The organism is Mesorhizobium sp. WSM4832 (assembly GCF_055811115.1).
Window position 1 is genome coordinate 67,254 of record NZ_JBVVQH010000014.1, and the last position, 25,676, is coordinate 92,929.

Consider the following 25,676-nt stretch of genomic DNA (forward strand, 5'->3'; position numbering starts at 1 on the left):
ACCCATTCCGGTCGCCCTGGCCCTGCGTTAATTTAGGCTTTCGCCAGCCGAAACAGGATTGCCGCGAAGATGATCGTCCAGGCCTGCATCAACGGCGCCCGTCCCGCCGATTTCCACCACGCATTGCCGCTCGATGCCGAGGCGATGGCGCGTGACGCCGCGGCGTCGATCGCAGCGGGCGCGGCCGAGCTGCATGTCCATGCACGCGGCGCCGACGGCCGAGAAAGCCTGGCGCCGGAAGCGATGGACAGGACGGTCGCAGCACTCCGCCGCGCCTGCCCGGGCACGCTGATCGGCGTCTCCACCGGCGCCTGGATCGAGAAGGACGACCTTCGCACCCTGGTCGCTATCTCCGGATGGCGCGAGCTGCCCGACTACGCCTCGGTCAATCTCAGCGAGACGGCAGCAGCCGTCGTCATGGAAAGCCTGCGGCAGCGCGGCATCGGCGTCGAGGCCGGGCTGGCGTCCGTCGCCGACGCCGAGCGCTTGGTCGGCCTCGACCATGGCGGCCGGGTGCTGCGCGTGCTGATCGAGATTTCCGAGCAGACGCTCGAAGAGGCCTTCGCTGTAGCGGACGGCATCGAGAAAGTGCTGGAACAAGCCGGCATCCGCCGCTCCATCCTGCTGCATGGCGAGAACGCCACAGTGTGGCCGTTCGTCGAGCGCGCGGCCGCGCGGAAGTTCTCGACGCGGGTCGGGCTGGAGGACGGCAAGGAACTGCCGGACGGGAGTGTGGCGAATGGCAACGCCGCGCTGGTGGCAGCGGCTGTGGGGATTTATCGCACCGGGTAGATGCCTGGCCGCGTCGGCAGAACAGAGCGGCGCCGTAGGCCGTAGAATGCCAACCCGCTTCTCCGAGACACCGAGAAGTCGAGCTTTTCAGGCCCGCCAGACCATCAAATCCGCCAGTATCTGCGCCTTTAGCGCAGGGTCGGCGTAGCTGGCATGCACCGACGTCGCGGCGAGCTGACGGATGGTTTCTCCGTCCCAGCCGAAGGTGTCCGCGCAGGCTGCGTAAGAGGCTTCGAGCGTCGTGTCGAGCAGCGCCGGATCGTCGGTGTTGATCGAGACAGGCACACCTGCCTTGCGCAGGGCGTCGATCGGATGTTCGGCAAGCGACCGATAGACGCCGAGCGCGACGTTGGAGATCGGGCAGACACCAAGGGGAATCCGTCTCTGCGCAAGCAGCTCGACCAGAGCCGGCTCCTCGATGGCCCGCACACCATGGTCGATGCGGTCGGCGCCAAGCAATTCGATTGCATCACGGACCCCTTCGGGACCGCTCGACTCGCCAGCATGGACGGTCCGTCGCAATCCGGCCGCCGCGGCGCGGCGGAACGCCTCGGCGAAGCGCGAGCCGGTGCGGCCGGCGGCCGCTTCGTTTCCGTCGACCGAGAGGGCAACGACGCGCGGGTGCCTGATCCTGCCCAGCAACTCCACCAGCTCGATCGCGTCTTCGGCCGACTGGGTGCGCAAGAGGCTGACGCAAAGCCCGACCGGCGGGTAGCCATCCTGCTCGGCAGCCGCGAAGCCTGCGTCGAACGCGTCGATCATCCCGGGGATGTTGCTGTGCCAGTGCGGCCAATGGGTCGGGTTGACGATGACGTCGGCGTAGCGCACGCCGCTTTTGGCCATTCGCCGCGAAAACTTGTAGGCGGTGATGGCCAGTTGCTCACGGGTGCGGAACGTGCCGCATAGCCAGTCGAGCATCTCGAGGAAGCTCTTCAGGTCGTGCGCCTCGAACAGCCTGTCGCGCGGCGCGCGTAGCGGAATGCCGGCCTCTTCGCAATTCCTGATCACGTCGTCGGCCTCGAAGCAGCCCTCGACGTGGATATGCACTTCTGCCTTCGGCAACGCGATGTAATCGGTCAATGAAGCCTCCCTCCCGAATTCGTGGCCACATCAAACCACGCAGCGGTCCGTCCATGCTTCAAGAAATCGTTGAAAGAATTGTGCGCGGAAACCGCCAGTCTCCCCCGAAGCCGGCAGACTAGCACTCCGCCTTCACTGCGTATCCGCGTTGGCCCTCAACTCCGCGCGCCTCTCATCCGACACCACGGCTAGGTCCAGCACCTTCTGCAGGCCCGCCGCGTGGCGGAAGTTCGGCTCGGTTTGCACGCCGCTGCCGACGGCCTCGGCGAAGCGCTGGTAATTGGTGGGCACCGTGCCGGCATCGAGCTCTTCCCACTTGGCGTTCTCGACATTGCCGCCGACGCAGGCTTTCAGCGTCGAGCTAACGAGATTATGCACCACCTCGACGGCGCCCTTGTCGCCATGGATGCGCAGGCGCAATTCGTTGATGTGCCCGGTGGCCCAGCGGCTGGCATGCACCACGCCGAAGGCGCCGTTGGCGAAGTCGAGCGTCATGGCGAAACTGTCATTGGCGTCGAGCTGGTAGTCGCCGATGCTGTTGCCCGGCGCCTTGTCGAAGGCGCGCAGCCGGCAAAATACATGGTCGATGTCGAGCGCCGCGCCATAGCTGGCGAAATCGAGGATGTGGATGCCGACATCGCCGAGCACGCCGTTGGAGCCGTGGCCGCGCGACAGCCGCCACAGCCATTTCGGATCGGTGCGCCAGTCGCCCCAGAATTTCGATACCAGCCAGCTCTGCAGATAGGACGCCTCGACATGGCGCACCGTGCCGATCTCGCCGGCCTGCACCATCTGGCGCGCCTTCTGGAGCGCCGCCACATTGCGATAGGTGAGGTTGACCATGTTGACGACGCCGGCGGCTTCCGCGGCGTCGGCCATTTCGCTGGCCTTGCCGAAATTCTCGGCCAGCGGCTTCTCGCACAGCACCGGCTTGCCAGCCGCGACCAGCGCCATGGTGGTCGGGTGGTGGATGCGGTCGGGCGTGACATTGGCGACCGCGTCGAAATCGCCCCAGTCGAGCGCCGCCTCTAGCGAAGTGAAGCGCTTCGGGATCTTGTGGGCGTCGGCGTATTAGCCGACGCGGGCCGGATCGACATCAACCGCGCCGACGATATCGACGCCCTCGATGGCGCTGAAGCGGCGGGCATGTTCTTGCGCCATCCAGCCGGTACCCAATATCAAAAGCCGCATTTTTCTGCTCTCCGAGCGATTTGGTTCGATTCAATAATCGGAAACAAATGTGATCCAAGCGCTATTTCTGCGCAATCCCAGGCAAAAGAAGAGAGACGCTTTTTTTAGCGGAAACCAGCCTCGCCCGAGGCATGCAACTTGCCGCCGCGCTCCTCGATCGGCTCCAGCGCCCTCTCGACCGGCACGTTCGGCGCATCGAGGATGGCGGGCTTCGATCCCTGCGGATTGTGAGCCCACTTCACGGCATTGCGCAGCACTTTCTGGACCGTCGCATCGTGATAGGTCGGATAGGTCTCGTGCCCGGGGCGGAAGTAGAAGACATTGCCGGCGCCGCGCCGGTAGGTCAGCCCGGAGCGGAACACCTCGCCGCCCTGGAACCAGGAAATGAAGACCGTTTCCAGCGGCTCCGGCACGGCGAACTGCTCGCCATACATCTCCTCGTTCTCGAGCTCGAAGAACTCGCCGACGCCTTCGGCGATCGGATGGCTGGGGCTCGTCACCCAGAGCCGCTCGCGCTCGCCGGCCTCGCGCCATTTCAGCGTACAGGGCGTACCCATCAGCCGCTTGAAGATTTTCGAGAAATGGCCGGAATGGAGCACGATCAGCCCCATGCCTTCCCAGACCCTTCGCGCCACCCGCTCGACCACCTCGTCGGCCACCGCGCCATGGTCCTTGTGGCCCCACCAGACCAGTACGTCGGTTTCGGCGAGGCGGGATTCAGGCAGGCCGTGCTCGGGCTGCTCCAGCGTCGCGGTAGAGGCGGAGATTGCCTCATCCGTGTTCAGCGCCTTGGCGATGGTCGTGTGCATGCCTTCCGGATAGATGCCGGCGACCACCTCATTGGTCCGCTCATGGATGTTCTCGCCCCAGACGACAGCGCGAATTGTCATGGATAGCCTCGTGAGTGATTGGGAGCCGCCCCGCGCCATAGATAGCGCCTTCGCCCGGTATTGAAAGCGGTTTTCGAACCCCGCTCCCGTGTCTTCGTACCCGATTGGCAAGCGACCTTTCCCGTGCGCAATATTAGCGATGGGTGAAGTGCTTGTAGGGATGATGATCTTTGCATGTCTGGCCGGGGCAGCGCTGGCCAGCCTGATGATCTACCCGCGTTTCCCCGAGCACCACCGCCAGGACGACACCGGCGCGGTGGTCAGGCTTGCCGCAAACCTGTTCGTGGTGATGTCGTCGCTGGTGCTCGGCCTGATGATCAACTCGGCCAAGAACACCTTCGAGACGATCGATCACAACGTCCACAATTTCGCTACGCAGCTGATCCTTCTCGACCGCTCGATGCGCCTGTATGGACCGGAGACGGAAGGCGCGCGAGCGACGCTCACCGCCTATCTGCAGCGGCTGGTCGACGCCACCTCGCCGACGCAGAAGACGCCCGCGGTCGCCAACCGGCTGTCGGAACTGCTCCTCAACAAGGTCGGCGACCAGCTGGCGGAGCTGACGCCGCCGGAAGCCAAGCACGCCGCGACCCTGCAGACCGCGACGCAGCAGTTGCAGAAGGTCATCGAACAGCGCTGGGTGCTGGTCGGCCAGTCCGAAGGCGTCATCCCCGTGTCGCTGATCGCGCTGCTGGTGGCCTGGCTGATGCTGATCTTCGCCAGCTTTGGCTTCCGCGCGCCGCGCAACGCGACCATCGTCGGCACCTTCATCGTCTCAGGCGTGCTGGCGGCCGCGGCACTTTATCTGATCATGGACATGGACACGCCATTCTCCGGGCCGATCCAGGTTTCGCCAGCGCCGCTGCAGCGGGCGCTGGCGGAACTGGAGCAGTGAGATCACGGCCGGCTCAAAGCTTCAATCAACCACTTCGCGGCCCTCTCGGCGCCATCGGCGCGAACTTCGCCCGCCACCTCGCGGGAGCGAGTCCGGACCGCCGGCGTCAGGGCAATCCCCAACGCCGCCGACAGTGAGTCCGCCGTCGGCACCGGGCCGTCATGCGCGGCGCCGATGCCGAGCTCGGTGGCGCGCTTGGCCCAATAGGGCTGGTCGCCGATCTGCGGCACGATCACTTGCGGCGCTCCCGCCCGCGCGGCAGCGGCGGTGGTGCCGGCGCCGCCGTGATGCATGGCGACGACGACGCGTCCGAACAGCGCCTGCTGGTTGACCTCGTCCACGGCGAAGCAGTCGCCACGGTCGTCGATGAGGCCGAGCTCGGCCCAGCCACGGGCGACCACAGCGCGGAGGCCCTTGGTGCGGACCGCTTCGATGGCCGCGCGTCCGGCCTCCCTGGCGACCGCGATCGAGCCGAAGCCGACATAGACCGGCGGTGACCCGGCATCGAGGAACGCTTCGAGCCCGTCGGGGAGGGGCCGCTGGTCCGGCAGGATGAAGGCTCCGGTCTGCACGGCATCGATCAGGTCCGAGGGCAGCCAAGGCCCCAGTGTCGGGTCGCAGGCGAGCAGGACGGTATCGCCGTAGACATAGTCCCGGACATTTTGCACCGGGGTCAGTCCTAGCGAAGCGCGATGGCCGTTGATCGCCTCGCCGAAAAGCGCGTTCTTGGTTTGGATGTCCATCTGCCACAGCAGCCGGTTGTCGGTCACGCCGGATGGCAGTGGGTGGCCCGGATATTCATGCGGCCGGTTGTGTGGCGACGGCAGCCAGACGGGGCAGAACGTGCCGAGCATGTAGCGCATACCGCGTCGCTCCGCGACCAGCCGCGCCGCGGCGCAGGAAGGAAAGAGGCCGAACGCCACCACGGCATCGCAGCCCTCGGCGGCCGCGGTCAGCGCCTCATATTGCCTGGCGACAATCTCGGCCGCCTGGCCGGAAATGAGCTTGGCTCGGTCCTCGGGCGAAGCCGATCGTGACCGGCGCATCATTTCCTTCGCCCATTCGCGTACCGGCGCGAAGGCCGGCGCCAGCGGCACGCCGGCACGGGCGAGCAGCGAGGCAAACTCCTCGTCGCCGGGCGCGCTCACCCTGGCCTCGACGCCGAGCGCCTGCAGCGCCGCGCCCAGCGCCGCCAACGGCTCGACGTCGCCGCGCGAGCCGTAAGTCGATAACAAGATCCGCATTCCACGCTCCTTGTCGTTTTTCGGAGCAGCGTTGATACGCCATGGCGGGGGGCTTGCCGCAAGCCCGGGCCGCGCCATATTTATGTTCTGGGAAGAGGTCGTTATCGCTTCCCCGACGCGAGTTGCGATCGCCGCCCTGCCTTGAAGCGGCAACAGCCTGCCAAATACCGGGCGCGATGTGGGCGCCAAGGCATCGGATCAGTAAGTGGGGATTAGCAAGTGCCGGCGACCAAGTCGCCGGCCGGCTTAACCCTGGCGGCCTTCCTGGGCGACCCGAGTGGGGGACCTTGTCAGCCGCGGGACGACGACAAGACGCTTGATCTTGCCGTTCTTGTAGGCGGCAAGGAAGCGGTGATAGTCCTTGAAGACGACGCAGCCATTGGATTCCGCACGTCCGCCGCGCAGCATGTAGGTGTGGGCAAGCAAGCCGTTGCGGCCATATTTGTTGCTGCCGCTGGCCGGCGTGAGCCTGATCGCCTCGACGCCGTGAAAGCGCGATTCACGCAGCGTCAGGTTGTAGGTATCCGGCGGCGTCGGGCCGACATTCTTGCGGTTGACGAAGCGCGGCTGGTCGACCATCGAGCCCAGTCCCGAATGCGCTTCCAGTTTCGAGCCGTCAGGCATGTAAACGGTTCTCGCCGAAATATCGTAGACGGCGACGCCGTTGCCCGTCGAGGGTCCGCTGAACAGGTTGCGGAAAGCGTTGCCGAGCCCACCGCGCTCCGGCGTGTCGGGCTTGGCATAGGCGAGCATCTCGGACGCCTGCGCCTTGCGCTTGCCGGGCTTGGTTTCGGCTACCACAGGCTTCGAGCCCGGCACTCCCGGCAGGGCCTGGTTGCCGCTTCTCGGCGAGGCCGTTGTCGGCGCGCTTTGCGTAGTGTCGGCAGCGGCTGGCTGCGGTTTGGCCTTGGCGGCCTGCGGCTTCTCGATCTCGGGCTTCTGCGGCTTGGCCGCGTTCTGTTCGGGCGCCTCGGTGGCGCGCTCGAGCGTGGTGCGCGGGCGAAGGCCGGGCACGGCAATGGTGTCGGGCAAATCGTCCTGCGGCGGCAGGGAGGCGACCTGGTAGTCGCCGCCCTGGCCATTGTCCGAATTGCCGGCGGGATCGGGCACATCGCTGTTTTCGAGCGCGACGGCCGTCGGAACATCCGCCGTATCTTCTGGCGCTGCGTTGGCAAGCGCCAGCGCCAGTTCGGAAGCGCCGGCGATTTCGGCCGGTTGCGACCCGAAGCGGGCTTCGATCGGGGCCTCCGGCTGCGCGCCGCCGAAGCGGCTCGCCGAAGGCAGGCTGGCAAGCAGGAACGGCGCGTTCTCGGCCCGGGCAAAGGCCTCGGCGAGCTTTTGCGGGGAAAGTGCCGCGCGCTTCACCACGCCGTCGAAACGGTCCGCGGCCCCGGCGGCTGAAGCCACCACCACGACTTTCTCATGCGCGACGCTGTCGGGCGCCCGCAGCTTGAGGCGCGCCGTCTTGCCGTCGTGGATCTGGTCTTCACTCGTCGGTTTGTCGACGGCCTTGCCGTCACGTCTGAAACTTGTTGCGAGGCTGAAGCAGCCGGCGTCGCAGCCACCGACGAGCGAGCCCGCCTTGTAGCCGCCATTGGCGGCAAGGCGCGGCGCCCAGGCATTGGCGATCTGCCGGCGCTGGTCGCCAAGCGCGATGCTGCGCGGCGAAAGCAGGCCTTGCGGCAATCCATTGGAAGCTGCGGTCAGCGAAGTGCTCACCGAATAGAGCCCCGCCAAGGTGGCGACGGACCATAGAGCGAGGGCGGCGCCGACAGCAGGCACCGCGACCCAACGGTGACCAGACTTTTTCGAAGTTATCTCCCCATCAGGAGCGTCACCCCGGTTTCTCAAACGCAAAAACGCCATACGACCACTCTCAATCGGCATGCCGGTTTGCGGACCGGGCACCCGTCACGATCACAGTTCGCTGGTGCCCCCTGCACCTTCACGCGTCTGTTGCCGATTGATTCAAAAGATGGACAAAGTTGGTTAACCAATCCCTCCACCAATCGCCGATTTGGCGACGGTCCATACGAAAAAAGAGCCCGCCATGGTCTTCGCCACGGTAGAAATGCCCTTCCTCACCCGCTTTGCTGCCCGTTTTTGTAGCCCCTGTCAAGAAACCGTAAGGGTTAGAACCGCAGCAATCCGGGCCGCCTATGGAGTGATTAGGGTCGAAATGCGGCCTATAGCCTGGCGCTGGAACAAGCCAGCCAGAGATCAGTGGACCAGCCGCCAAAGCCGACGGAACACATTGCAGCGCCGGGATCACCCAAAAAAGTCACCTCCGCCAGAGGGCGGAGGCGACATCAAGACTGAAAGCGCGCCCTGTCAGCCAAAACCCGGCACCGCTCTCGTCTTGCCGCTGAGCCGCGCTCCCAAGGTCAGCGCCTGCGGAAAATTGCGGACAACCACTCCCATCATAGCGGCGCCGCCATGGCCAAGGGCGATGCCCGCAATGGCCTCAGCGGCGAGGACCCGGGTCGAGAACAATCCTCTCCAGGCCCTCTCGTAGCGTCTGCCGACCGCTTCGCGCTCCGCCTGACCGCCTGCCGCCGCAGAGAGTTCCAGGGCCAGAAGCCAACCGGATTGAAGCGCCATCGATATGCCCTCGGCGATGATCGGATGCGACTCGCCGGCGACGTTGCCGACGCGAAAGATGTCCTTTTCGTAGCCGGCGCGGATGCCTGGCCGGATCGGGCCGGCGGCCAGCCACGAACCGTCGAGGCGGGCTTCCTCCAGCGCGTCTCGCGCGCCGCGGCATGTCGCCCTGAGATGACGCTCGACAGTTTCGGCCGCCGAGACATGGCCACCGTGCTCGCGGGCATGCCTGCCGCGCAACCGGGCGAGCACATCGCGCCTTATGCAGCAGGAGATGGACATGCGGCCATGGTCGGCGAGCACCATGCCGCCATAGCCGCCGGGAAACGTCAGCAGCGGCATCAGGTCGGGCGGCAGCGTCGACCCGGTGAAATGCGCCTTGAAGCCGAGCAGGTCCCAGGGGCGGCTTTTCTTTTCGAGCTGACTCGGCAACGGTCCCGGTTCCCACGAGCCATGCGCGGCGACGATCACCGGTGCCCGCAGGATCGTCGCCTCGTCGCGAGAATTCCCGGCTCCGGCCTGGATACGAACTGCTTGACAGGCGCCATCGCGTTCGATGGCGACGGCGCGGCAAGGCTGGAAGACTTCCGCGCCGGCCGATCGGGCCGCATCCAGCAGCAGCGAGTCCAGTACGTCGCGACCAAGCGCCCGGCCAAACCCGTCTCTTGCCGCGGCCCCGAGCTTCGCGCCCGGCATCGGCGCCTCGACGCGGGTGTCGCCGGAAAAGAGACCAACCCGGCGGATTTCGGGACCGGCCTTCGCCCGCCACGCATCGCCGACCCCCAGCCGGTCGAGGAGTGTGAGATTGCTGGCGGAGATGTATTCGCCGCATACTTTTCTGCGCGGAAACGCACTCTTTTCCACGATCGCGACGGCCCATCCGCGCTGGGCCAGCGCCAGGGCCGCCGACGTGCCCGACGGGCCGGCGCCGATGACGATCGCATCGCGGGTGGAAGGCTGCTTCATCACGCGCCCTCCGCCGATATCCGCGCCTCGCCGACGAAGGCATGGGAGAAAGGACCGGCGCGCTGCTCTTCAAGCGGCCTGCCGCCAGCGGCGCTCCAGAGGTCGGAAAGCTCGCTGCCGCGGAAGCCGGCGCGGACGCTCTCCACCGCGTCATGCCGGGTGACGTCGTTGACGCCGATTGCCGGCAGAAGCCGCGCGGCGGCGAGCGCAAAGCCCGTCCTCAGTGGTTCCGTCGCCACGAGCAGCGGCGCCTTGCGCCGCAAAAGCGAAAACAGGCGCAGCAGCCCGGAATCGTCGAAATGATGCAGGAACAGGTTGACCGTGATCGCGTCGAAGGGCCTGCCATCCGCCATTTCCGCCCAGTCGAAGACGTCGGCGGTGATGGTTTCGACCGTCCATCCCAGCGCGGCGAAATCCGCCGAGAGCTTCGGCGTGACGAGATCCACGCGATCGAGCATCGTCAGCTGCACCTCGCGCCAGTCCCTTGCCATGCGCCGCGCTACTTTCAACATGAAGGTGCCGTCGCCGGCGCCGATCTCAAGGATGCGGCCGGGTGCTCTGGCGATGAATTTCCTGATGAGCGACGTCATGATCGGCGCCTGGAACATCAGCGCGTTGATGCGGGCGAGATCGCGCCGCGAGCGGAGCGCCCGCGGATCGTCCGCGGCAAGGCGATCGAGGATTTCCGGGACCAGTGTCCTTCGATCGAGCGCGTTCATGAGACTGTCCTGAACAACATGGTCTCGGCCGTCAGTCCGGGTCCGAACGACATGCCGCAGCCGAGCAGTTCGCTCGGCGCCTTCAGCATCTCTTCCATCACGAACATGACCGTCGCCGACGACATGTTGCCGTATCGGCGCAGCACCTCGCGCGACGGCTGGAGCGCTGAGGGCGCGAGGTTCAGCGCCCTCTCGGTTGCGTCGAGAATGGTGCGTCCGCCGGGATGCACGGCCCAGAGGTCGATCGCGTCCGGTGGTCGGCCACCAAGGATGGCGTCCTGGTTGGCGCGCAGAGCCTCCTGGATCGCCGCCGGTACCTGACCGGAGAGAAACATGTCGAAGCCATCGTCGCCGATATCCCAGGTCATCAGCTCCCGCCGCTCGTCCGCGACGGCGCAGCGGAAGCTGTCGAGCTCGATGCCGGGCGGCTCGGCGGTGACGAGCGTCGCCGCGCAGCCATCGCCCCAAAGGCAGAAGGACAAAAGCTTCTCCAACTCGGTGGTTTCTCTCAGATGCAGGGTGCAGACTTCGATATTGACCAGGAGGACCTTCGCCCGCGGGTCGGAGCGGACAATGTGGCGGGCAAGCTTGAGGGCGTTGACCGCGGCGTAGCAGCCCATGAACCCGATCATCGTACGTTCGATACCGTCCGGCAGCCCGCAGCGCGCGGCAAGGTCGAGGTCGATGCCCGGCGCGGAGAAACCGGTGCAGGTGGTGATGATGAGATGGGTGATGCGCGGTGCCTCGTCGCCAAGCCGTAGTCCGTCGACGGCCTTTTGCGCCAGGGCGGGCGCTGCTTGGCTGAACATTGCCATCCTGGCGGCCGTTCCGGGAAACGCGCCGCGGCTGAATATCCCGGCAAGGTCGGCCGAGGGCCCTTCGGGATCGAGAGCCGGCGCAAAGCAGGAAAAGCGGTGCTCGATGCCAGTAAGGCCGGCCATGCGTTCGAAAATCCTGCGGCGGTCGGCGGCCAGCATGGAAGCCGCGTAGCGCAGGTAGAACTGATGGACTTCATGCTCCGGAACCGCTGTCGCGATCCGGTTGATATAGGCTTTGGCGGTCATGTTCTGTCTCCTGGGCGTCGGGCACGGTCCAACCGTGGCGCTGCTGTCGGAGGGCTCTGCTTATCGGCAACGGGTGCCTGGCTTTGAGCGTTGCCTATTCGATAAACGTTTCGGAAAACCTGTTTCTTCCTGGCGCATGATCCCGAGCCTAAAGGTTCGCAAGGATGATAGGTAAATCAAAGCGTTACAGCCTTTTCCGCACCCGAAAAGGCGCCGTGCCGCAAGAGCCTGGAGACGGCACGAACCTTCAGCCCGGCAGGCAAAACTTCAAGGCTTGATCGCGCTCCGAACATCCGAAGGCGGATAAAGAACAAGGCGATGAGGCAGGCCGCCAGTGCGGCGCGACGATCCTTCCCAAGTTTCGGCGGGCGGTTCGTCTTCCATGGCAGTTCGCCTCTCACATAAACCCTGCGAGGGCGGCAAGGGTTCCAGCCACGTTCGTTCGCCGGATTGCCGAGCGACCTGCCGCGATCACGTGACCTCGATGACCACCATCAGCCCGCCGCCGCCCTTTTCCTCGGCATTGTTGTTCGTGGTGTGATGCGGGATATGGCAGTGGATCAGCCATTTGCCCGGACGCCTCGCCGTCCAGACGACGTCATATCGCTGGCCCGGCCCGACATTGATCGTGTCAGCAAGGAAGCGTGCGGTGGCGGGAATGGTCTCGCCGTCGCGGGCGACCACCTCGAACGGGCCGCCATGGATGTGCATCGGGTGGATGAAGGCGTTGTTGGTGCCGATGAAACGGACCTTCAGCGTCTCGCCGACCTTCATGCGGATCGTATCGGTCGAGGGATAGGCCTTGCCGTTGATTGTGAAGAAGTTCGGCATGCCGCCGTCCATCGGCATCGACGGATAGGTGAGGCCTTCGCGCACCAACCATTCCTGCAACTCGATGGCGTAGTCGTGATCGGCGGCGACCTCGTCGGCGGGATTGGCTGGATCGATGGTCAGAGCGCCATAGAGGCCGAGCGCCTGGGTGCGGTCGGGCTTGGCGTGCGGATGGTAGAAATAGGTGCCGTGCTGGGTGGCGATGAACTCGTAGGAATAGGCCTGGCCGGGCTCGATCGGGGCCTGGGTGATCTCGGCCGGCCCATCCATCTGATTGGGCAGGATCAGGCCGTGCCAGTGCACGGTGGTTTCTTCGGGCAGTGCGTTGGTGACATTGATGCGCACGCGGTCGCCCTGGCGGATATGGATGCGCGGCCCCGGTATCTGGCCGTTATAGGCATAGGCGTCGACCGTCACGTCCGGCAGGATCTGCCAGCGTATCACCGACGGTTTAAGTTCGAACACCTTGACACCCTTCTCCATGCGGAACGGCAATTCCTGGTCGCCCCTGGCCGATAGGCCGTAGGACGCGGTCACCAGGCGTGGATCGGCTGCCGCCATGTCGCGCATGGCGTCGGCCGACGTGTCGCGATCCATGATCATGCCCTGGGGCATGATCACCCCACCGACGTCGCGAGCCGAGAGCCTCAGGTTCAGCCAGTTCGCAGGCGCCGCCATGCCGAGCGCCAACGCCAGCGCCGACACCGCGCCGAGCGCCGCGATCTGTGGCGTGGTGGCGTCCGAGCGCATATGATGGCCGGCAGAGTGTTGTCCGGCCGCCGGTTCGTGACCCTGCCGATGAGGCCCGTGCCCGCCCGCTTCAGCTTGCTGCGAGCGCTCGGTCATCAGCCCGTGCTTCAGGCCGCGCGCGACCAGCCAGACATTGGCGGGATAGGCGAGCGCGAAGCCGGCGATGACGCCGAGCGACATCACGCCCCAGAACAGAAGCTCGGTCGGCTCCATGGCGCGCATGTCGCGGCCCATCATCAGAAAGCTCATGACCGGCGCCATGCCGGCCATCATGAAATTCATGGAGATGAATTCGGGCAGGAAGCTCTTCTTCACATTCTCCCAATAGCTGCCGCCCATCATCGATTTCATGAACAGCGACTGGAAGATGAACAGGCCGAAGGCAAAGCCGGCGAGGTATTCGACGATGAGGTCGAGCCACATCGGCAAGCCGAGCGTGGCGGTGACGACTGCCGCAAGGATGATGCCGGTTGCATCGCCGGCGACGCAATGGATGGTAGAGCCGACGCCTTGCTTCCAGAGCGGCCTTGTGAAGACCTCATGCTCGCCGGGGCGCGGTTCCTTGTCGGCAAGCACATAGAGCAGCAGGCCGAGCGGGCCCATATAGAGCGTCACTAGGATGAAGCCCCATTTCATCACCACTGGCTCGGGATTGTTGCGATACTGGTCCAAGCCGACATAGAGCGTCGAGGCTAGCGCCAGCACGAACCAGGCAACAAGGAAATAGTCGATCGGTTGGACGAGCATGATCCGGCTTCTCGATCTGGTCTATGAAACGGCTGGTTGTACCTGCGGATGAACGCAGCCCAAGCCATTACGATCCACCCACCGGAATTTTCGGCTCCGGCCGCTCGACCCGCTTGACCTTCCAGCAACTGGAACCTTTAGCGTCGGGAGCGAGGTCTTTCGGCGGGATCTTCCAATCGAGATCGAGGAGCGAAGAAATGCACCGACGCGGCTTTCTGGTGGCGGGCCTGGCAACGGTCCTGTCGGGCTCTCGCGCACTCGCGCAGATGAACATGGACGGCATGTCGGACATGGATTCGATGCCGGGGATGGATAAGGGCGGTCATGCGGGCCATGACATGGGCGCCATGGCGCAAGCGCCCGCCGCGTTGCCCGAGGGCGCGGCGCTGCGTGAATTGCCGCTGCTTGCCAACGAAGCCGGCCGGTCCGGGCTGTTCAGGGCAAGGCTGACGGCGGAGCCCGCCACGGCGCGCTTTGCCGAGGGCCAGGACACCCCGATCCTCGCCTATAACGGCACGAGCCCGGGGCCGCTGATCGAGGCCTTTGAAGGCGACCGCGTCGAGATCGCCTTCGCCAATCGGGTCGGCGAGGCGAGCACCATCCACTGGCACGGCATGCCGGTACCGGCGGATCAGGACGGCAATCCGATGGACCCGGTGGCGGCTGGCGCCGACCGCATTTACGCCTTCGAGCTGCCCGAGGGCTCGGCCGGCTCCTACTGGTATCACCCGCATCCGCATGGCCGGACGGCCGAGCAGGTCTATCGCGGCCTTGCCGGCGCCTTCGTCGTCAAGGCGAAGGCCGATCCGATACCGGCCGCCTATGGCGACACGGTGCTCGTACTCACCGACCTTCGCCTTGCCGCCGACGGCTCGATGCCTGCCAACACCATGACCGATCTGATGAACGGCCGGGTTGGCGACCATGTGCTGGTCAACGGCCAGAAGAATCCGAAGCTGGCCGTCGCGATGGGTGCGAAACGGCGCTTGCGGCTCTACAACGCCACCAATGCGCGCTTCCTCAGGCTCGCCTTCGCCAACGCCGCGACGACCGTGATCGGTGTCGATGGCGGCCTGTTGGAGGCGCCTGTTGCGGTCGAGGAGATACTGCTCAGCCCGGCCGAGCGCGTCGAGTTGGTGGTCGCCTTCGACAGGCCGGGCGTCGCCACCCTCACCACGCTGGACTACGACCGCGGCTGGATGGGGCCGGGCCGGCCGGCGGACGCCGGGCTGACACTGCTGACGGTCGATGTCTCCGACGCGCCGGCTGAGGCGATGCCCCCATTGCCCGAGCTGCTAAGGCCGATCGCGCCGCTTGGACGGCCCACGGTCAGCCGCCGTCTCGTCTTCACCGAAACCATGGTGATGAACGCCACCGGCATGGAGATGGGCTTCCTGATCAACGGCAAGGCATTCGACACGGGGCGCGTGGACATCGTCGCCAGGGCCGGCGATACCGAGCTCTGGGAAATCGTCAACCAGGCCGACATGGACCATCCGTTCCATCTCCACGGCACGCAATTCCAGGTGGTCGAGCGCGAGCGCGGCGGCAAGGTCTCCAAGTCGCCCTATCTGGCGTGGAAGGACACGGTCAACGTGGCGCGCGGCGAGACGGTGCGGCTCGTCACGCGCCAGGAGCGGCCGGGCGCGCGCATGTATCACTGCCACATCCTCGAGCATGAGCAGCTCGGCATGATGGGTATAGTCGACGTGCAGGCGTGATGTTCCGCGTCATTCTAGCGGCGGCGATGCTGGCGCTCGCCGGCCCAACGGTCTCTGCTCCGTCGCTGGCGGCGGGTATGGGCGATCCCATTGTGGCGGCGCGCCAGGCCTCAATGAAAGAGATGGCGGCCGCCGCCAAGGCGATCGCTGAAATGTTCGACGGCAAGCGCGCCTATGAGCGGCACGCCTTCCAGGCGGCGGCGGACGCGCTCAGCACCCGCGCCGGCGCTGCCCTGATTGCCGAATTCCCGCAGGGCACGCTTGGTGCGCCGTCCGGCGCCAGGCCGGAAATCGACGAGGCCCGGCCGGAATTCGAGGCGCTTGCCCGCCATATCGGCCGGCTTGCAGACGCGCTCGCAGTCAAGGCCGCGAACGCGCCGGCCGAAATCACCGCCGACATGCGGATGACCGGCCTGCCGATGGATGGCGGCAGCCTGCTCGGCAAGCGCCCCGGCGCCGCCGAAGCCGATCCGGCCAGGATGCCGGCGGAACATCTCCTGCACCTCATCCTGCAGGATTGTGCCAGCTGCCATTCGAAGTTCCGGCGCAAAGTCGAGTGAGGCCGGACGTGATCAGGCGCGACGTGGCGGCGTGCTGCCTTTCACGTCGCTTTCGCCACGAAATTCCTGAAAGACGCGGCTCCAATTGCTTCGGCGCGCATCACAAAACTGACGCGCTCACCCCGCTATATGCTAGGCTCATGCCGCCAAAACAGGGTTCATCGTTATGGATGCCAGCGAATTGCGGGCCATAGGCGATACGCTGATGCGCCTCGTCACCCCCGACATGACGCCGAAGGAACTGGTCAAGGCTGTGCGCAAGGAGCACCCCGGCGCCAAGAAGAAGGACATCGCCCGCGCCGCCTTCCACGCCATCATCGCCAATGCCGACGAGGACCCCGGCAAGTCGCGCAACCTCCAGGCCTTCGCGCTTGCCGAACGCACCCAGCAATTGGAATAAATTGCCGCGAATTGTAGCGTTGGCCTTGTCGGAAACTTAATAAGCGATTTCTAATGTAACGGATCAGCCGGCAGCTAATGCGTGTCGCGCAAAAGTGCGCAGCGGTTTTGCGGCAACGACATGCATCAAAACAAAGACCTGAAGCGCGTCGCCTGAATCCGTTTCGGCGCGACGCGCTTTAGCCCCCAACCGGTAGTGAGCTCATGACGAAAAACCTCGGCAATGCCAAACCCAGCGCTCCTGCCAAGGAGATGAACCCCTCGCTGTTCAGCAAGACGGCGCCGGCGTTGTTTCCGCTGGTGGTCGCGGCGGTCGGCTATCTCGTCGGTCGGCAGTTCTTCGGCTTTTGACGCGGCAAGCCTTTCGGCGCGTCCGGTCGATCCGATTGTAATTGGTCGTCTGGACCATGCAGCTTTGGTCCTAGGGCCTAGGTCGTTCTTGTCCTCGCGGAGGCGCAAGCGCATGTTTGTGACAGCCGGCGGCCTCGCAAACTCCGGTCAGGCCCGGCCGCCGAACCCAGTATCACCCCCCCAAGGCTGCCGGGCCGCCGCCGCGCCGCAAGTTATGCCGCTCTCGCATGGCGCGTGCCCATTCGCCATAAATCGTTTTTATTCAGTAAGCCTCACAAATATATTGAATATTGGTGAGTGCTTTTGCACTAAAGGCCAATCATCTCCGCTTTCCGGCAACTCCAGGCGCTCTAGATCGTATTGGGTCGGACACCCAATACTTGGGTCGAAGAGACTTGGGCCGAAGAGACTTGGGCCGAAGAGCAGGAGCTGTACATGGTAACGGACGAGCCAGACAGTGTCCGCGTAAAAGCCGTCAATGGCCAATGGATCGTGCGCGTCGTCGACGGTGGCAGGCTGACGCAGAATTTGTTCGACATTCACGCGCAGGCCGAGAGCTTCGCCGAGGAGGAACGGCTGCGGTTGGGACTGCCCGGGGAACCGCCGGCCGAGGAACCGGCCGCGCCGCTGCGACGCGGACGGGCTCGCTGACGGGCGAGGGGGAACGCGTTCCGACGTTGGCGTAGCGTCTTCCCAACATGCCTCTCCCGGTATGGTGAGGGGGGAGAAGGGTGCCCCGCCGCGGCTTCGCCAATCGTCGGCGCGCGGCATCGGATGAACGAATCCGCTTGGGTTTTTTGCTACCGCAAATGCCCGGCCCTGAGCTTTTCTTTCATCCGCCGAAGCGCCGTCTCCCCGCCGGCTGCGAGCTCATCGGCGATCCGGCTGAGGGCCTTGTCGGCCCTGCGATGTTTGCTGCCCCAGGCGCCTAGCGTCGCCAGCACCGGCAACAGCTCGATGCCGGCTTCGGTCAGCCGGTAGATCGCCTTCAGCCCATGGGTCGGGTCGTCGCTGCGGGTGAGGATGCCTTCGTCGACCAGCGTCTGCAGCCGCTCGGCCAGGGTGCGCGACGAGATGCCTTCGTCGGATTGCAGAAACTCGCGAAAATGCCTTTTCCCGGCAAAGGCCAGGTCGCGGATGATCAGCAGCGTCCAGCGGTCGCCGAGCAATTCGAGCGAGAGGCTGATCGGGCAGCCGGACCGTCCCTTGGTCGACATCAATGGTTCCATTTTTAAATCACTTTACTATTGACATCATTCGAATTCTGAGTCAAATGGTTCCAAAAGTAAAGCAATTGAGCGAAGAGGAGGCCGATGTGAACCAGCAAACAAACCACACCGTCGTGGTCGTCGGCGCAACCAGCGACGTCGGCGCCGAGGTCTCGACAAGGTTGAGCAGGGCAGGGCACAGGGTGCGCGGCGTCGCCCGCAGCCTCGGTATCCCGCTCGACGACCAGGCGGCGCTCGACGCCGCCTTCTCTGGCGCCGACAGCGCCTATGTGATGATCCCCTTCGACGTCACGGCGCCTGACCTGCATCGCTTCGAGGACGAGGTCGGGGCGCGGCTGGCATCGTCTATTGCCAAGGCCGGCCTGCGCCGCGTCGTCCTGCTCAGCGGCCTTAACGCCCATCTCAAGAAGGGCACCTCGCTCGGCGCGGCACTGATGGAGGAGCGCCTCGCAGCACTCGGCCTGGAGGAGCTTGCCTATCTGCGCGCCTCCTTCTTCATGGAGAATTTCGTCAAGGGCATGGGTTTCGTGGAACAGGCGGCGTCTGGCGTTTTTGCCGCGCCTTTTCGCGGCGACCTGCCGATGCCGCTGATTTCCGAAAAGGACATTGGCGAGCGCGCCGCCGCGTTGTTGAACACCAAGCATTTTCCCGCCCAGCGCGTCGTCGAATTGCATGGTGGCGGCTACTACACGCTCGAACAGGCCACAATGATCCTGGGCCGGGCGATCGGCAAGGATGTCGCCTATTATAAAACCTCTTTCGCCGATGCGCGGGCCCGCATGGTCGCCAACGGCATATCGCCGAATTTTGCTGATGCGCTCGGCGAAACGGCGGCAAGCTTCAACAAGGGTGAGCGCTGGGCGCTGGAAGCGCCGTCGGTTGAAAACGCCACGCCGACCAGCTTCGAAGCCTGGGCTGAAAACTTCGCCCGCACCCGCAACGCCGTCTGAACCCCGAAAATCCAGACGAGGACAACGACAATGAAACAGCTCATCCTTCAGATGCAGATGTCGGTCGACGGCTTTGTCGGCGCCGACGAGGACCATCGCTGGCAGCTTTGGGAATGGGGCGACGACAGCGCCTGGGACGAGGATCTGAAACAGGACTTCAACGCCGTCTTCAAGACCATCGACACCATCCTGCTGAGCCGCAAGATGGCGCAGGAGGGGTATCTGGCCCATTGGAGCAATGCGGCGAGGAAATATCCGAAGGACCGCTCCTATGCTTTCGCGCAGCGCATCGTCGAGGCACAGAAGGTGGTGGCGAGCGACAAGCTCGAGGCCTCGCGCTGGGAGCGCACGCGGGTCGTCAGCGGCGACCTGCCGGGCGAGGTCGACGCGCTGAAGCGAGGCGACGGCGGCAACATCGCCGTGTTCGGCGGCGCCGGCTTCGCCTCGGCGCTGATCGCCGCCGGCCTGGTCGACGAGTTCCAGCTCTTCATCAATCCGGCGGTGCTGGGCAGCGGCCGCCGCATCTTCGACAAGGGCGGGTTCGGCAGGCTCAAGCTACTCGGCTCGAAGGCCTACGCCAGCGGCATGGTGGTGAGCCGCTATGCGCCGGCGGGATGAGAGACAACCGATATTGCCTGAATCAATCTGGCAGCGCGGCTTCTCAACTGCTTGTTTGGCTGTGCCTTTCCGGGGTCGGCAGGCAACTGCCTCCGCTGACCAGCCGCAGTTGCACGGCCGGCCGGTCGGATCGTGGCCAGTGGTCGTTGCCCACGGCGGCGAACCAGCGGGCTTCGCGCGACGTCAGGCCGATAAGCACCCGGCCGGCATATTCGGCAGGCACGCCATTGCCCGCATCGAACACCGTCCAGCTGCTACCGGGCGGCTCCTGCACCGCGACGAACCTCATGGGGAGACTCCATCTGTGACGATGGCAGCAATATAGCAGGCGCGGTTCGACGTTCCTATGACATGCCTCACATTGGCACACAAAATGCGGTGGATAGCTGGCAGTTCCGACTGGAGCCGCGCCACGTTGCTTCCCCGACTGTGTGCTTGGCAGCTCGGCCTTACTGCCCCGCCTGGTCGGCGTCGGTCAGCGTGCCTAGGAAGGCGACGATGTCGTCGATCTCGGCGTCAGTCAGCGCCGGCTTGCCGCCGGGCTTCTTGCCGTTGAAGGGCGGGTCGGTGTTGAGGTTCGGCCAGTAAGCCTTTGGCAGGTCGTCGAATTTGTCGACCTCCCCGTCGGCCTTCTTGGGATACCAGCGGCCGGGATCCGTGTCGCGGCTGGCGTAGAAGGCCACCGCCTCGCGCAGCGTGTGGAAATAGCCGTTGTGGAAAAAGCTTTTTCGCAGGGCCACGTTGCGCAACGTCGGCGTCTTGAACAGCCCGCAATACTGCGTCCGTCCTTTGAAGTCGGTACGCAGCGGCCCGCACAGGCCGAGGTCGAAATAATCGGGATCGGCGTTGGCGGCGATCGCCGGATTGCGCGGCACGGCGATCGCGATCAGGCCGTAGTCTGTGAATTGCGGCGGCTCGCCGTCATTGGCCGGTTCGCTGAGATGACAGCTCGCGCAATTGCCCTTCGCCTCGTCCTCGAACAGTGCGCGGCCGTGCAACTCCTGCGCGGAGAGCTGCGCCTTGCCGGCGAGGAAGGCGTCGTAGCGGCTGGAATAGGGATAGAAATCGGCGCTGCTTTGCTCGAAGGTGCCGAGCGCTTCCACCGCGGCGTCGAAGGCGTCCCGCGGATGGTCGAAGACATCGGCGCCGAACACGGCCTTGAAGGCATCGGCATAGGGCGCCTTGCGCAGGCTGGCGACCACCTGGGCCTCGTCCTTGTTGCCCATCTCGAAGGACGACAAGAGCGGGATCCTCGCCTGGTCCTTGCCGTGGTCGGCGCGGCCGTCCCAGGTCAGGCCGCCGGTCGGGCCATTGTCGACGCTCTCGTCGCCTTCGTCCTCGGAGTCATAAAAATGCTCGGTGAAGGCAGGCGCCGCCTGCAGGTAGCGCAGCGACGGCACGGCGCGGACGCCGGGCTGGTCGAGCTTCGGTCCGCCCATCTCGACCGGCGCGGCCGACGCTGGCCCGAAGGCATGGTTGGGATCGTGGCAGGACGAGCAGGCCTGTCTGCCCGAGGCCGAAAGCGAAGGGTCGAAAAACATCTGCCGCCCGAGCGCCGTCAGCGCATCGGCGCGGGCAAAGGCTTCCTGGCGCGACATCGGGCCGGGATGGACACCGGAAGGCTCCGCGGTGTTGGCAGGCGCGGTGAAGCCGGCCGTCAAGGCCGCTGCAATGGCGATTGCGTGATTTTTCCGATGTCCCATCGTCCTCGGCGACATCCCTGATTTCTTCGCCCGATTTCTTTCGCGACGTAAGGCCCGATTTCTTTTGCGACGTAAGGATCGAGTGCAACGGATTGATGACCGGCCTTCTCGCTCACGAAACCGTGTTCGGCTGGGGAGCAACTGTCACAAAGGTGACAAGGCGCCCAAGTAGCTGGGCATTGATGTAGTTGCATTGCCGTCCTCCAGCCATTCCCAAGCCACGAGGCATCTCCAATGATCCGGTCCTTTCTTTCCCTTTGCCTCGCCTCAACGGCGCTGGCATCGCTCGTTGCCGTCGCGCAGGCCGCCCCTCCCGGCTACGACAAGATCGACACCGTCGTCGTCATTTACGCGGAGAACCGCAGCTTCGATAATCTCTATGGCGGCTTCCCCGGCGCCAATGGGCTCGCCAATCTTACCGCCGGCCAGGTGCGTCAACTCGACCGCGACGGCACGCAGCTTGCCGAACTGCCGCCGGCCTGGGGCGGGCTGACCGGCAAGGGCGTGACGCCGGCCGTGACCGAAGCCCAGACCGCGCATCTCGCCAATGCCGCGTTCTCGATCGACGACCCCAAGGGTTTCAACGAAGGCCCCAACGTCATAACCCATGATCTCTGGCACCGCTTCTACCAGGAGCAGATGCAGATCGACGCCGGCAAGAACGACAAGTTCGTCGCCTGGGCCGATTCCGGCTCGCTGGTCATGGGCCATTATGACGGCTCGAGCCTGCCGATGTGGGCGGTCGGCAAGAAATACGTGCTCGCCGACAATTTCTTCCAGGGCGCCTTTGGCGGTTCCTTCCTCAACCATATCATGCTCGCCTGCGCCTGCGTGCCTGTCTACCCGCATGCCGACACCGGCCCGGCAAAGGGCCAGATCGCGGCCGTCGAACCCGACGGGGTGACGCTGAAGGTGGCAGACAATTCGCCGGCCTCGGCTCTCGGCGGCGTGCCGAAATTCGTCAATGACGGGGCGATCGCCCCGGACTTCTACGTCGTCAACACCATGCAGCCGCCTTACCAGCCGAGCGCCAACAAGCCGGCCGAGGGCGGCGACAAGGCGCTCGCCGATCCGGCGCAGCCGAGCACGCTGCCGCCGCAGCACGACATCACCATCGGCGATCTGCTCTCGCTCAAGGGGATTTCCTGGGCCTGGTATGGCGGCGCGTGGCAGGCCACGCTCGACGGCAAGAACGCCACGCCCGTGCCGAACTTCCAGTTCCACCACCAGCCCTTCAACTATTTCGCGGCTTACGCGCCGGGCACGGCCGCGCGGGCCGAACACCTCAAGGACGGTGGCCTCGACGGGGTCGAGTTCATCAAGGCGATCGACGACGGCAAGCTGCCGGCCGTCACATTCTACAAGCCGCAGGGCAATCTCAACGAACACGGCGGCTATGCCGACGTGACATCCGGCGACCAGCATCTGGCCGACCTTGTTTCGCATCTGGAGAAGAGCCCGCAATGGCAACATATGCTGGTCGTCGTCACCTATGACGAGAATGGCGGCTTCTGGGATCACGTCGCGCCGCCCAAGGCCGACCGCTGGGGCCCGGGCAACCGCGTCCCCGCCATCATCATCTCGCCCTACGCAAAAATGGGCATGGTCGACCACACGCAGTACGACACGACCTCGATCCTGCGCTTCATCACCAACCGCTACGACCTGCCGGTGCTACCGGGCATCGTCGCCCGCGACAAGGCGCTGCGCAACAACGACCAGCCGCCGATGGGCGATCTGACGGCAGCGCTTGATCTGACGAAGTAGCGTTTCAGACCCGGCTGAAAGTACTTGCCTTGGCTGGGCTTTTTGCCCAGGAAAGTACGATGTCCGACAATAACCTGAGCTTTGTTCCTCTCGATCCTCACTGGCGGCCTGACGAAACAGCGGCAGAAGAGGCGGCGAAGCTGGCTTGGGAATTTTTTCCCCAGGCAGAACAGGTCACGGTCGAAAAAAAAGACGAGGTGACCTTCTTCGACGCAGGCGCGAATACGGAAAGCATTGAATGTGCGTTCTGCGGCAGCGACGTCGCTGATTGGTGGGCTGAGGCAATGGATGGCGCGGCGGCTTCAGGTTTTGAAGATCTCGTTGTCGCGATGCCTTGCTGCGGCAAGGCGTCCTCCCTCAACGACCTCAACTATATCTGGCCGGCAGCGTTCGGCAGTTTTGCGGTATCGGTTTCGAATCCTGGCGTCTCGTCCGTGGCCGACGACAAGCTGCACGCCCTTGAACGTGTGATCGGCTCGCCACTTAGGATGATCTGGCGACGTCTTTGACGCCACGTCGGCAAGCCGCGAATCAGCGTGACCACTGAGGGAAAGAGCCAATGGCTGACCTAAAGCTACGCACCAGAACGGTCGGCGCGCTTGCCGTCCTGCCGCCGGGCGGCCTGCCGGTGGTCACGACCCCGACCGGCGGCACGGTCGATGTCGTGACCCAGGTGAGCGCGCCCGGCTTCAACCCGCTCGACCTGCTCTATGCCTCTTTGGCCGCCTGCATGGTGCTCAGCGCCCGCATCGCCGCCACGCGCCTCGGCGTCGCCGACCGGCTCGGCGAGGTCAGCGCCGATGTCGGTGGCGAGAAGGCCAAGGACGAGCCGTCGCGGGTCGAGACCTTCACCGTCAAATTGGAAATCGCCGGCGACCTCGACGCCGCGACGAAGCAGCGGATCCTGGCGGACGCCGAGGACATCTGCACCGTCTCCAACACGCTGCGCGGCGCGCCGGCGCTTCACGCGACGCTGGGATGAGGGCGATGGCGCATCTGTCTCCCATCAACTACGCCACCGCCCCGGAAGAAATCCGCGACGAGCACGACCGCGAGCTCGCGCTGCGCGGCCGCATGACCAACATGAAGCGCATCCTGCTCCATTCGCCGGCCGCCCACCGCATCTACGCCGAATGGTTCACGCTGCGCGACCTGCTCAGGCCGACGCTCGACGACCGCGCCATCTGGCTGTTCTCGAAGGCGATTTCCGAGATGATGCGCGCGGAGGTTCCGGTAACCTTCTTCCGCCGCGCGTTGATCGACTCAGGCCTCGATCCCGAAGCGATTCAGCCGACCGCGACCGAGGCGCTGCTCATCGCATTCGGCAACACGGTCGCCGCCGATGCCAATGCCGTGTCCGATGAAACCTGGGCCGCGCTCAAGGCGCGCTATGACGAGACGCTGCTGGTCAACCTCACCGCCTTCGCCGGCATCATGGTGGCGACCTGCGTGTTCACCAACGCGGTGAAGGTGGATCTCGATCCGGAGCTGGAGGGATATCGGAGGCGGTGAAGCGCGGCTTCCCCTTCTCCCCTTGTGGGAGAAGGTGGATCGGCGCGCAGCGCCGAGACGGATGAGGGGTGTTCCAGCTTGGCAATAGGCTTGAAATTGCCACCGCCTCATTCCTTCCAACACCCCTCATCCGTCGCCTTCGGCGACACCTTCTCCCACAAGGGGGAGAAGGGGAAGCCGCGCCTACCTCCGCATGAATCGGGTGGCTCCCTTCCGTCGCGCGCCCCATCTTCAGGGTAAGTAAGGAGCCAACCCATGACCGTCCATTCCCTGAACACTAAGCGCGCGAGCCGCTCAGCCGAATCCCGCGTCGCCGCGCAGGACTGGCGCACCCTGGTCTCCGACCTCAACGCCCATGGCTGCGCCGTCATGCCCGGTCTGCTTTCGGCCGAGGAATGCGCCGGCATCGCCGGTCTCTATGCGCATGAGGAGCATTTCCGCAGTCATGTGGTCATGGCCCGCCACGGCTTCGGCAAGGGCGAATATCGCTACTTCAAATACCCACTTCCCGATCTGATCGAGGGTCTGCGCACAGCCCTTTATCCGAGGCTCGCCACGGTCGCCAATGACTGGAACGGGAAGATGGGCGTAGCGCTGCGCTATCCCGCCGAGCACGACGCCTTCCTGAAGCGCTGTCACGACGAAGGCCAGGTGAGGCCGACGCCGCTTCTGCTGCAATACGGCCGCGGCGACTTCAACTGCCTGCACCAGGACCTCTATGGCGCGCTCGCCTTTCCGCTGCAGGTGGCGATCCTGTTGTCCGAGCCCGGCGAGGATTTTACCGGCGGCGAGTTCGTCCTGACCGAACAGCGCCCGCGCATGCAGAGCCGCGCCGAAGTGGTGCCGCTGAGGCGCGGCGACGCGGTGATATTTGCGGTGCACAATCGACCGGTGCAGGGCACGAAGGGCTTCTATCGCGTCAACTTGCGCCACGGCGTGAGCCGTTTGCGGTCGGGGCAGCGGCATACGGTCGGCATCATCTTCCACGACGCGAAGTAAGGCGCGGCGATGGAGCGCTCAATCTCCCCCCTTGTGGGGGAGATGCCCGGTAGGGCAGAGGGGGGCGCGAAGGATCGCGGCGCTCGATTTCGTAAGC

25 protein-coding genes and 1 pseudogene are annotated in these 25,676 nt (G+C 65.0%); 14 read left to right on the top strand and 12 right to left on the bottom strand.

The features are described 5' to 3' along the window. The first annotated feature begins 69 nt into the window (after positions 1-69). Positions 70-792, top strand: a complete 723-nt coding sequence (locus AC0L2L_RS20045) for a 3-keto-5-aminohexanoate cleavage protein (protein ID WP_473580499.1) — start codon at positions 70-72, stop codon at positions 790-792. 87 nt (positions 793-879) lie between these two features. Here AC0L2L_RS20045 and add read toward each other — a convergent pair whose 3' ends face one another. The 3 genes and pseudogenes from add to AC0L2L_RS20060 form a co-directional block, all read right to left on the bottom strand. Further along, positions 880-1,872, bottom strand: a complete 993-nt coding sequence (add, locus tag AC0L2L_RS20050; RefSeq protein WP_473580500.1) for an adenosine deaminase — start codon at positions 1,870-1,872, stop codon at positions 880-882. 132 nt (positions 1,873-2,004) lie between these two features. Next, positions 2,005-3,063 (bottom strand): annotated as a pseudogene (locus tag AC0L2L_RS20055) (Gfo/Idh/MocA family protein). A gap of 104 nt (positions 3,064-3,167) precedes the next feature. Continuing rightward, positions 3,168-3,953, bottom strand: coding sequence for a ThuA domain-containing protein (locus AC0L2L_RS20060; protein WP_473580501.1), 786 nt, complete (start codon positions 3,951-3,953; stop codon positions 3,168-3,170). 139 nt (positions 3,954-4,092) lie between these two features. On the opposite strand from AC0L2L_RS20060, the gene AC0L2L_RS20065 reads away from it, so the two are divergent. Further along, positions 4,093-4,848 carry a bestrophin-like domain gene (locus AC0L2L_RS20065; RefSeq protein ID WP_473580502.1) on the top strand — a complete coding sequence of 252 codons (756 nt, stop codon included), beginning with the start codon at positions 4,093-4,095 and terminating at the stop codon, positions 4,846-4,848. Between the two features lie 2 nt (positions 4,849-4,850). On the opposite strand, the gene AC0L2L_RS20070 is transcribed toward AC0L2L_RS20065, so the two are convergent. The 6 genes from AC0L2L_RS20070 to AC0L2L_RS20095 form a co-directional block, all read right to left on the bottom strand. Further along, on the bottom strand, positions 4,851-6,092 hold the full coding sequence (locus tag AC0L2L_RS20070) for a glycosyltransferase (protein WP_473580504.1): 1,242 nt from the start codon (positions 6,090-6,092) through the stop codon (positions 4,851-4,853). Between the two features lie 246 nt (positions 6,093-6,338). Then, a complete protein-coding gene (locus AC0L2L_RS20075; RefSeq protein WP_473580506.1) occupies positions 6,339-7,811 on the bottom strand; it encodes a DUF2778 domain-containing protein in 1,473 nt (490 codons plus the stop codon). 612 nt (positions 7,812-8,423) lie between these two features. Continuing rightward, entirely contained in the window at positions 8,424-9,659 is a 1,236-nt protein-coding gene (locus AC0L2L_RS20080) for an NAD(P)/FAD-dependent oxidoreductase (protein WP_473580508.1), read from the bottom strand. Beyond that, positions 9,659-10,378, bottom strand: a complete 720-nt coding sequence (locus AC0L2L_RS20085; protein WP_473580510.1) for a methyltransferase domain-containing protein — start codon at positions 10,376-10,378, stop codon at positions 9,659-9,661. The genes AC0L2L_RS20080 and AC0L2L_RS20085 overlap by 1 nt, the downstream gene beginning before the upstream one ends. Then, complete coding sequence (locus AC0L2L_RS20090) at positions 10,375-11,442, bottom strand: type III polyketide synthase (RefSeq protein WP_473580512.1); 1,068 nt, start codon at positions 11,440-11,442, stop codon at positions 10,375-10,377. Before AC0L2L_RS20090 ends, AC0L2L_RS20085 begins: the two co-directional genes overlap by 4 nt. 471 nt (positions 11,443-11,913) lie before the next feature. Then, a complete protein-coding gene (locus AC0L2L_RS20095) occupies positions 11,914-13,770 on the bottom strand; it encodes a multicopper oxidase domain-containing protein (RefSeq protein ID WP_473580514.1) in 1,857 nt (618 codons plus the stop codon). A 197-nt stretch (positions 13,771-13,967) separates the two neighbouring features. Between AC0L2L_RS20095 and AC0L2L_RS20100 the strand changes: the two genes are divergently transcribed. The 5 genes from AC0L2L_RS20100 to AC0L2L_RS20120 all read left to right on the top strand — a co-directional run bounded on the left by AC0L2L_RS20100 (position 13,968) and on the right by AC0L2L_RS20120 (position 17,452). Then, the gene (locus tag AC0L2L_RS20100; protein ID WP_473580516.1) at positions 13,968-15,491 is read left to right on the top strand and encodes a multicopper oxidase family protein; all 1,524 of its coding nucleotides are present in this window, start codon (positions 13,968-13,970) and stop codon (positions 15,489-15,491) included. After that, positions 15,491-16,051, top strand: coding sequence for a cytochrome c (locus AC0L2L_RS20105; RefSeq protein ID WP_473580518.1), 561 nt, complete (start codon positions 15,491-15,493; stop codon positions 16,049-16,051). The genes AC0L2L_RS20100 and AC0L2L_RS20105 overlap by 1 nt, the downstream gene beginning before the upstream one ends. A gap of 205 nt (positions 16,052-16,256) precedes the next feature. Continuing rightward, on the top strand, positions 16,257-16,451 hold the full coding sequence (locus tag AC0L2L_RS20110; RefSeq protein ID WP_473580520.1) for a hypothetical protein: 195 nt from the start codon (positions 16,257-16,259) through the stop codon (positions 16,449-16,451). A 203-nt stretch (positions 16,452-16,654) separates the two neighbouring features. Then, positions 16,655-16,801, top strand: a complete 147-nt coding sequence (locus AC0L2L_RS20115; RefSeq protein WP_473580522.1) for a hypothetical protein — start codon at positions 16,655-16,657, stop codon at positions 16,799-16,801. Positions 16,802-17,236: 435 nt separating this feature from the next. Continuing rightward, on the top strand, positions 17,237-17,452 hold the full coding sequence (locus AC0L2L_RS20120; RefSeq protein ID WP_473580524.1) for a hypothetical protein: 216 nt from the start codon (positions 17,237-17,239) through the stop codon (positions 17,450-17,452). A 149-nt stretch (positions 17,453-17,601) separates the two neighbouring features. Here the strand turns inward: AC0L2L_RS20120 and AC0L2L_RS20125 are convergent, their stop codons facing one another. Further along, the gene (locus AC0L2L_RS20125) at positions 17,602-18,018 is read right to left on the bottom strand and encodes a winged helix-turn-helix transcriptional regulator (RefSeq protein ID WP_473580526.1); all 417 of its coding nucleotides are present in this window, start codon (positions 18,016-18,018) and stop codon (positions 17,602-17,604) included. Between the two features lie 98 nt (positions 18,019-18,116). Here AC0L2L_RS20125 and AC0L2L_RS20130 point away from each other — a divergent pair, with 98 nt between their 5' ends. Together AC0L2L_RS20130 and AC0L2L_RS20135 are read left to right on the top strand one after the other, a co-directional pair. Further along, the gene (locus tag AC0L2L_RS20130) at positions 18,117-18,980 is read left to right on the top strand and encodes an NmrA family NAD(P)-binding protein (protein WP_473580528.1); all 864 of its coding nucleotides are present in this window, start codon (positions 18,117-18,119) and stop codon (positions 18,978-18,980) included. Between the two features lie 30 nt (positions 18,981-19,010). Then, positions 19,011-19,598 (top strand): dihydrofolate reductase family protein, encoded by a 588-nt coding sequence (locus AC0L2L_RS20135; RefSeq protein WP_473580529.1) that lies wholly within the window; start codon positions 19,011-19,013, stop codon positions 19,596-19,598. A gap of 43 nt (positions 19,599-19,641) precedes the next feature. Here AC0L2L_RS20135 and AC0L2L_RS20140 read toward each other — a convergent pair whose 3' ends face one another. Both AC0L2L_RS20140 and AC0L2L_RS20145 read right to left on the bottom strand, forming a co-directional pair. Further along, a complete protein-coding gene (locus AC0L2L_RS20140) occupies positions 19,642-19,887 on the bottom strand; it encodes a hypothetical protein (RefSeq protein WP_473580531.1) in 246 nt (81 codons plus the stop codon). Positions 19,888-20,047: 160 nt separating this feature from the next. Further along, entirely contained in the window at positions 20,048-21,316 is a 1,269-nt protein-coding gene (locus tag AC0L2L_RS20145) for a cytochrome-c peroxidase (RefSeq protein ID WP_473580533.1), read from the bottom strand. 219 nt (positions 21,317-21,535) lie between these two features. Here AC0L2L_RS20145 and AC0L2L_RS20150 point away from each other — a divergent pair, with 219 nt between their 5' ends. From AC0L2L_RS20150 to AC0L2L_RS20170, 5 genes are all read left to right on the top strand, one after another. Beyond that, the gene (locus AC0L2L_RS20150; RefSeq protein WP_473580535.1) at positions 21,536-23,068 is read left to right on the top strand and encodes an acid phosphatase; all 1,533 of its coding nucleotides are present in this window, start codon (positions 21,536-21,538) and stop codon (positions 23,066-23,068) included. A gap of 59 nt (positions 23,069-23,127) precedes the next feature. Further along, positions 23,128-23,577, top strand: coding sequence for a hypothetical protein (locus tag AC0L2L_RS20155; RefSeq protein WP_473580537.1), 450 nt, complete (start codon positions 23,128-23,130; stop codon positions 23,575-23,577). Positions 23,578-23,627: 50 nt separating this feature from the next. Beyond that, positions 23,628-24,050 carry an OsmC family protein gene (locus AC0L2L_RS20160; RefSeq protein WP_473580539.1) on the top strand — a complete coding sequence of 141 codons (423 nt, stop codon included), beginning with the start codon at positions 23,628-23,630 and terminating at the stop codon, positions 24,048-24,050. Positions 24,051-24,055: 5 nt separating this feature from the next. Then, on the top strand, positions 24,056-24,580 hold the full coding sequence (locus tag AC0L2L_RS20165; protein ID WP_473580541.1) for a carboxymuconolactone decarboxylase family protein: 525 nt from the start codon (positions 24,056-24,058) through the stop codon (positions 24,578-24,580). A gap of 255 nt (positions 24,581-24,835) precedes the next feature. Further along, a complete protein-coding gene (locus tag AC0L2L_RS20170) occupies positions 24,836-25,579 on the top strand; it encodes a 2OG-Fe(II) oxygenase (RefSeq protein WP_473580543.1) in 744 nt (247 codons plus the stop codon). Positions 25,580-25,676: the final 97 nt, after the last annotated feature.

What these genes read in the sequence shown, in the direction of transcription:
- AC0L2L_RS20110 (WP_473580520.1), top strand. Translation starts at nt 16,257, where the DNA reads ATGCGCCTCGTCACCCCCGACATGACGCCGAAGGAACTGGTCAAGGCT.
- AC0L2L_RS20165 (WP_473580541.1), top strand. Translation starts at nt 24,056, where the DNA reads ATGGCGCATCTGTCTCCCATCAACTACGCCACCGCCCCGGAAGAAATC.
- AC0L2L_RS20080 (WP_473580508.1), bottom strand. Translation starts at nt 9,659, where the DNA reads ATGAAGCAGCCTTCCACCCGCGATGCGATCGTCATCGGCGCCGGCCCG.
- AC0L2L_RS20060 (WP_473580501.1), bottom strand. Translation starts at nt 3,953, where the DNA reads ATGACAATTCGCGCTGTCGTCTGGGGCGAGAACATCCATGAGCGGACC.
- AC0L2L_RS20065 (WP_473580502.1), top strand. Translation starts at nt 4,093, where the DNA reads ATGGGTGAAGTGCTTGTAGGGATGATGATCTTTGCATGTCTGGCCGGG.
- AC0L2L_RS20140 (WP_473580531.1), bottom strand. Translation starts at nt 19,887, where the DNA reads ATGAGGTTCGTCGCGGTGCAGGAGCCGCCCGGTAGCAGCTGGACGGTG.
- AC0L2L_RS20120 (WP_473580524.1), top strand. Translation starts at nt 17,237, where the DNA reads ATGGTAACGGACGAGCCAGACAGTGTCCGCGTAAAAGCCGTCAATGGC.
- AC0L2L_RS20145 (WP_473580533.1), bottom strand. Translation starts at nt 21,316, where the DNA reads ATGTCGCCGAGGACGATGGGACATCGGAAAAATCACGCAATCGCCATT.
- AC0L2L_RS20155 (WP_473580537.1), top strand. Translation starts at nt 23,128, where the DNA reads ATGTCCGACAATAACCTGAGCTTTGTTCCTCTCGATCCTCACTGGCGG.
- AC0L2L_RS20160 (WP_473580539.1), top strand. Translation starts at nt 23,628, where the DNA reads ATGGCTGACCTAAAGCTACGCACCAGAACGGTCGGCGCGCTTGCCGTC.
- AC0L2L_RS20125 (WP_473580526.1), bottom strand. Translation starts at nt 18,018, where the DNA reads ATGTCGACCAAGGGACGGTCCGGCTGCCCGATCAGCCTCTCGCTCGAA.
- AC0L2L_RS20070 (WP_473580504.1), bottom strand. Translation starts at nt 6,092, where the DNA reads ATGCGGATCTTGTTATCGACTTACGGCTCGCGCGGCGACGTCGAGCCG.
- AC0L2L_RS20090 (WP_473580512.1), bottom strand. Translation starts at nt 11,442, where the DNA reads ATGACCGCCAAAGCCTATATCAACCGGATCGCGACAGCGGTTCCGGAG.
- AC0L2L_RS20115 (WP_473580522.1), top strand. Translation starts at nt 16,655, where the DNA reads ATGACGAAAAACCTCGGCAATGCCAAACCCAGCGCTCCTGCCAAGGAG.
- AC0L2L_RS20150 (WP_473580535.1), top strand. Translation starts at nt 21,536, where the DNA reads ATGATCCGGTCCTTTCTTTCCCTTTGCCTCGCCTCAACGGCGCTGGCA.
- AC0L2L_RS20045 (WP_473580499.1), top strand. Translation starts at nt 70, where the DNA reads ATGATCGTCCAGGCCTGCATCAACGGCGCCCGTCCCGCCGATTTCCAC.
- AC0L2L_RS20135 (WP_473580529.1), top strand. Translation starts at nt 19,011, where the DNA reads ATGAAACAGCTCATCCTTCAGATGCAGATGTCGGTCGACGGCTTTGTC.
- AC0L2L_RS20095 (WP_473580514.1), bottom strand. Translation starts at nt 13,770, where the DNA reads ATGCTCGTCCAACCGATCGACTATTTCCTTGTTGCCTGGTTCGTGCTG.
- AC0L2L_RS20100 (WP_473580516.1), top strand. Translation starts at nt 13,968, where the DNA reads ATGCACCGACGCGGCTTTCTGGTGGCGGGCCTGGCAACGGTCCTGTCG.
- AC0L2L_RS20105 (WP_473580518.1), top strand. Translation starts at nt 15,491, where the DNA reads ATGTTCCGCGTCATTCTAGCGGCGGCGATGCTGGCGCTCGCCGGCCCA.
- AC0L2L_RS20085 (WP_473580510.1), bottom strand. Translation starts at nt 10,378, where the DNA reads ATGAACGCGCTCGATCGAAGGACACTGGTCCCGGAAATCCTCGATCGC.
- AC0L2L_RS20170 (WP_473580543.1), top strand. Translation starts at nt 24,836, where the DNA reads ATGACCGTCCATTCCCTGAACACTAAGCGCGCGAGCCGCTCAGCCGAA.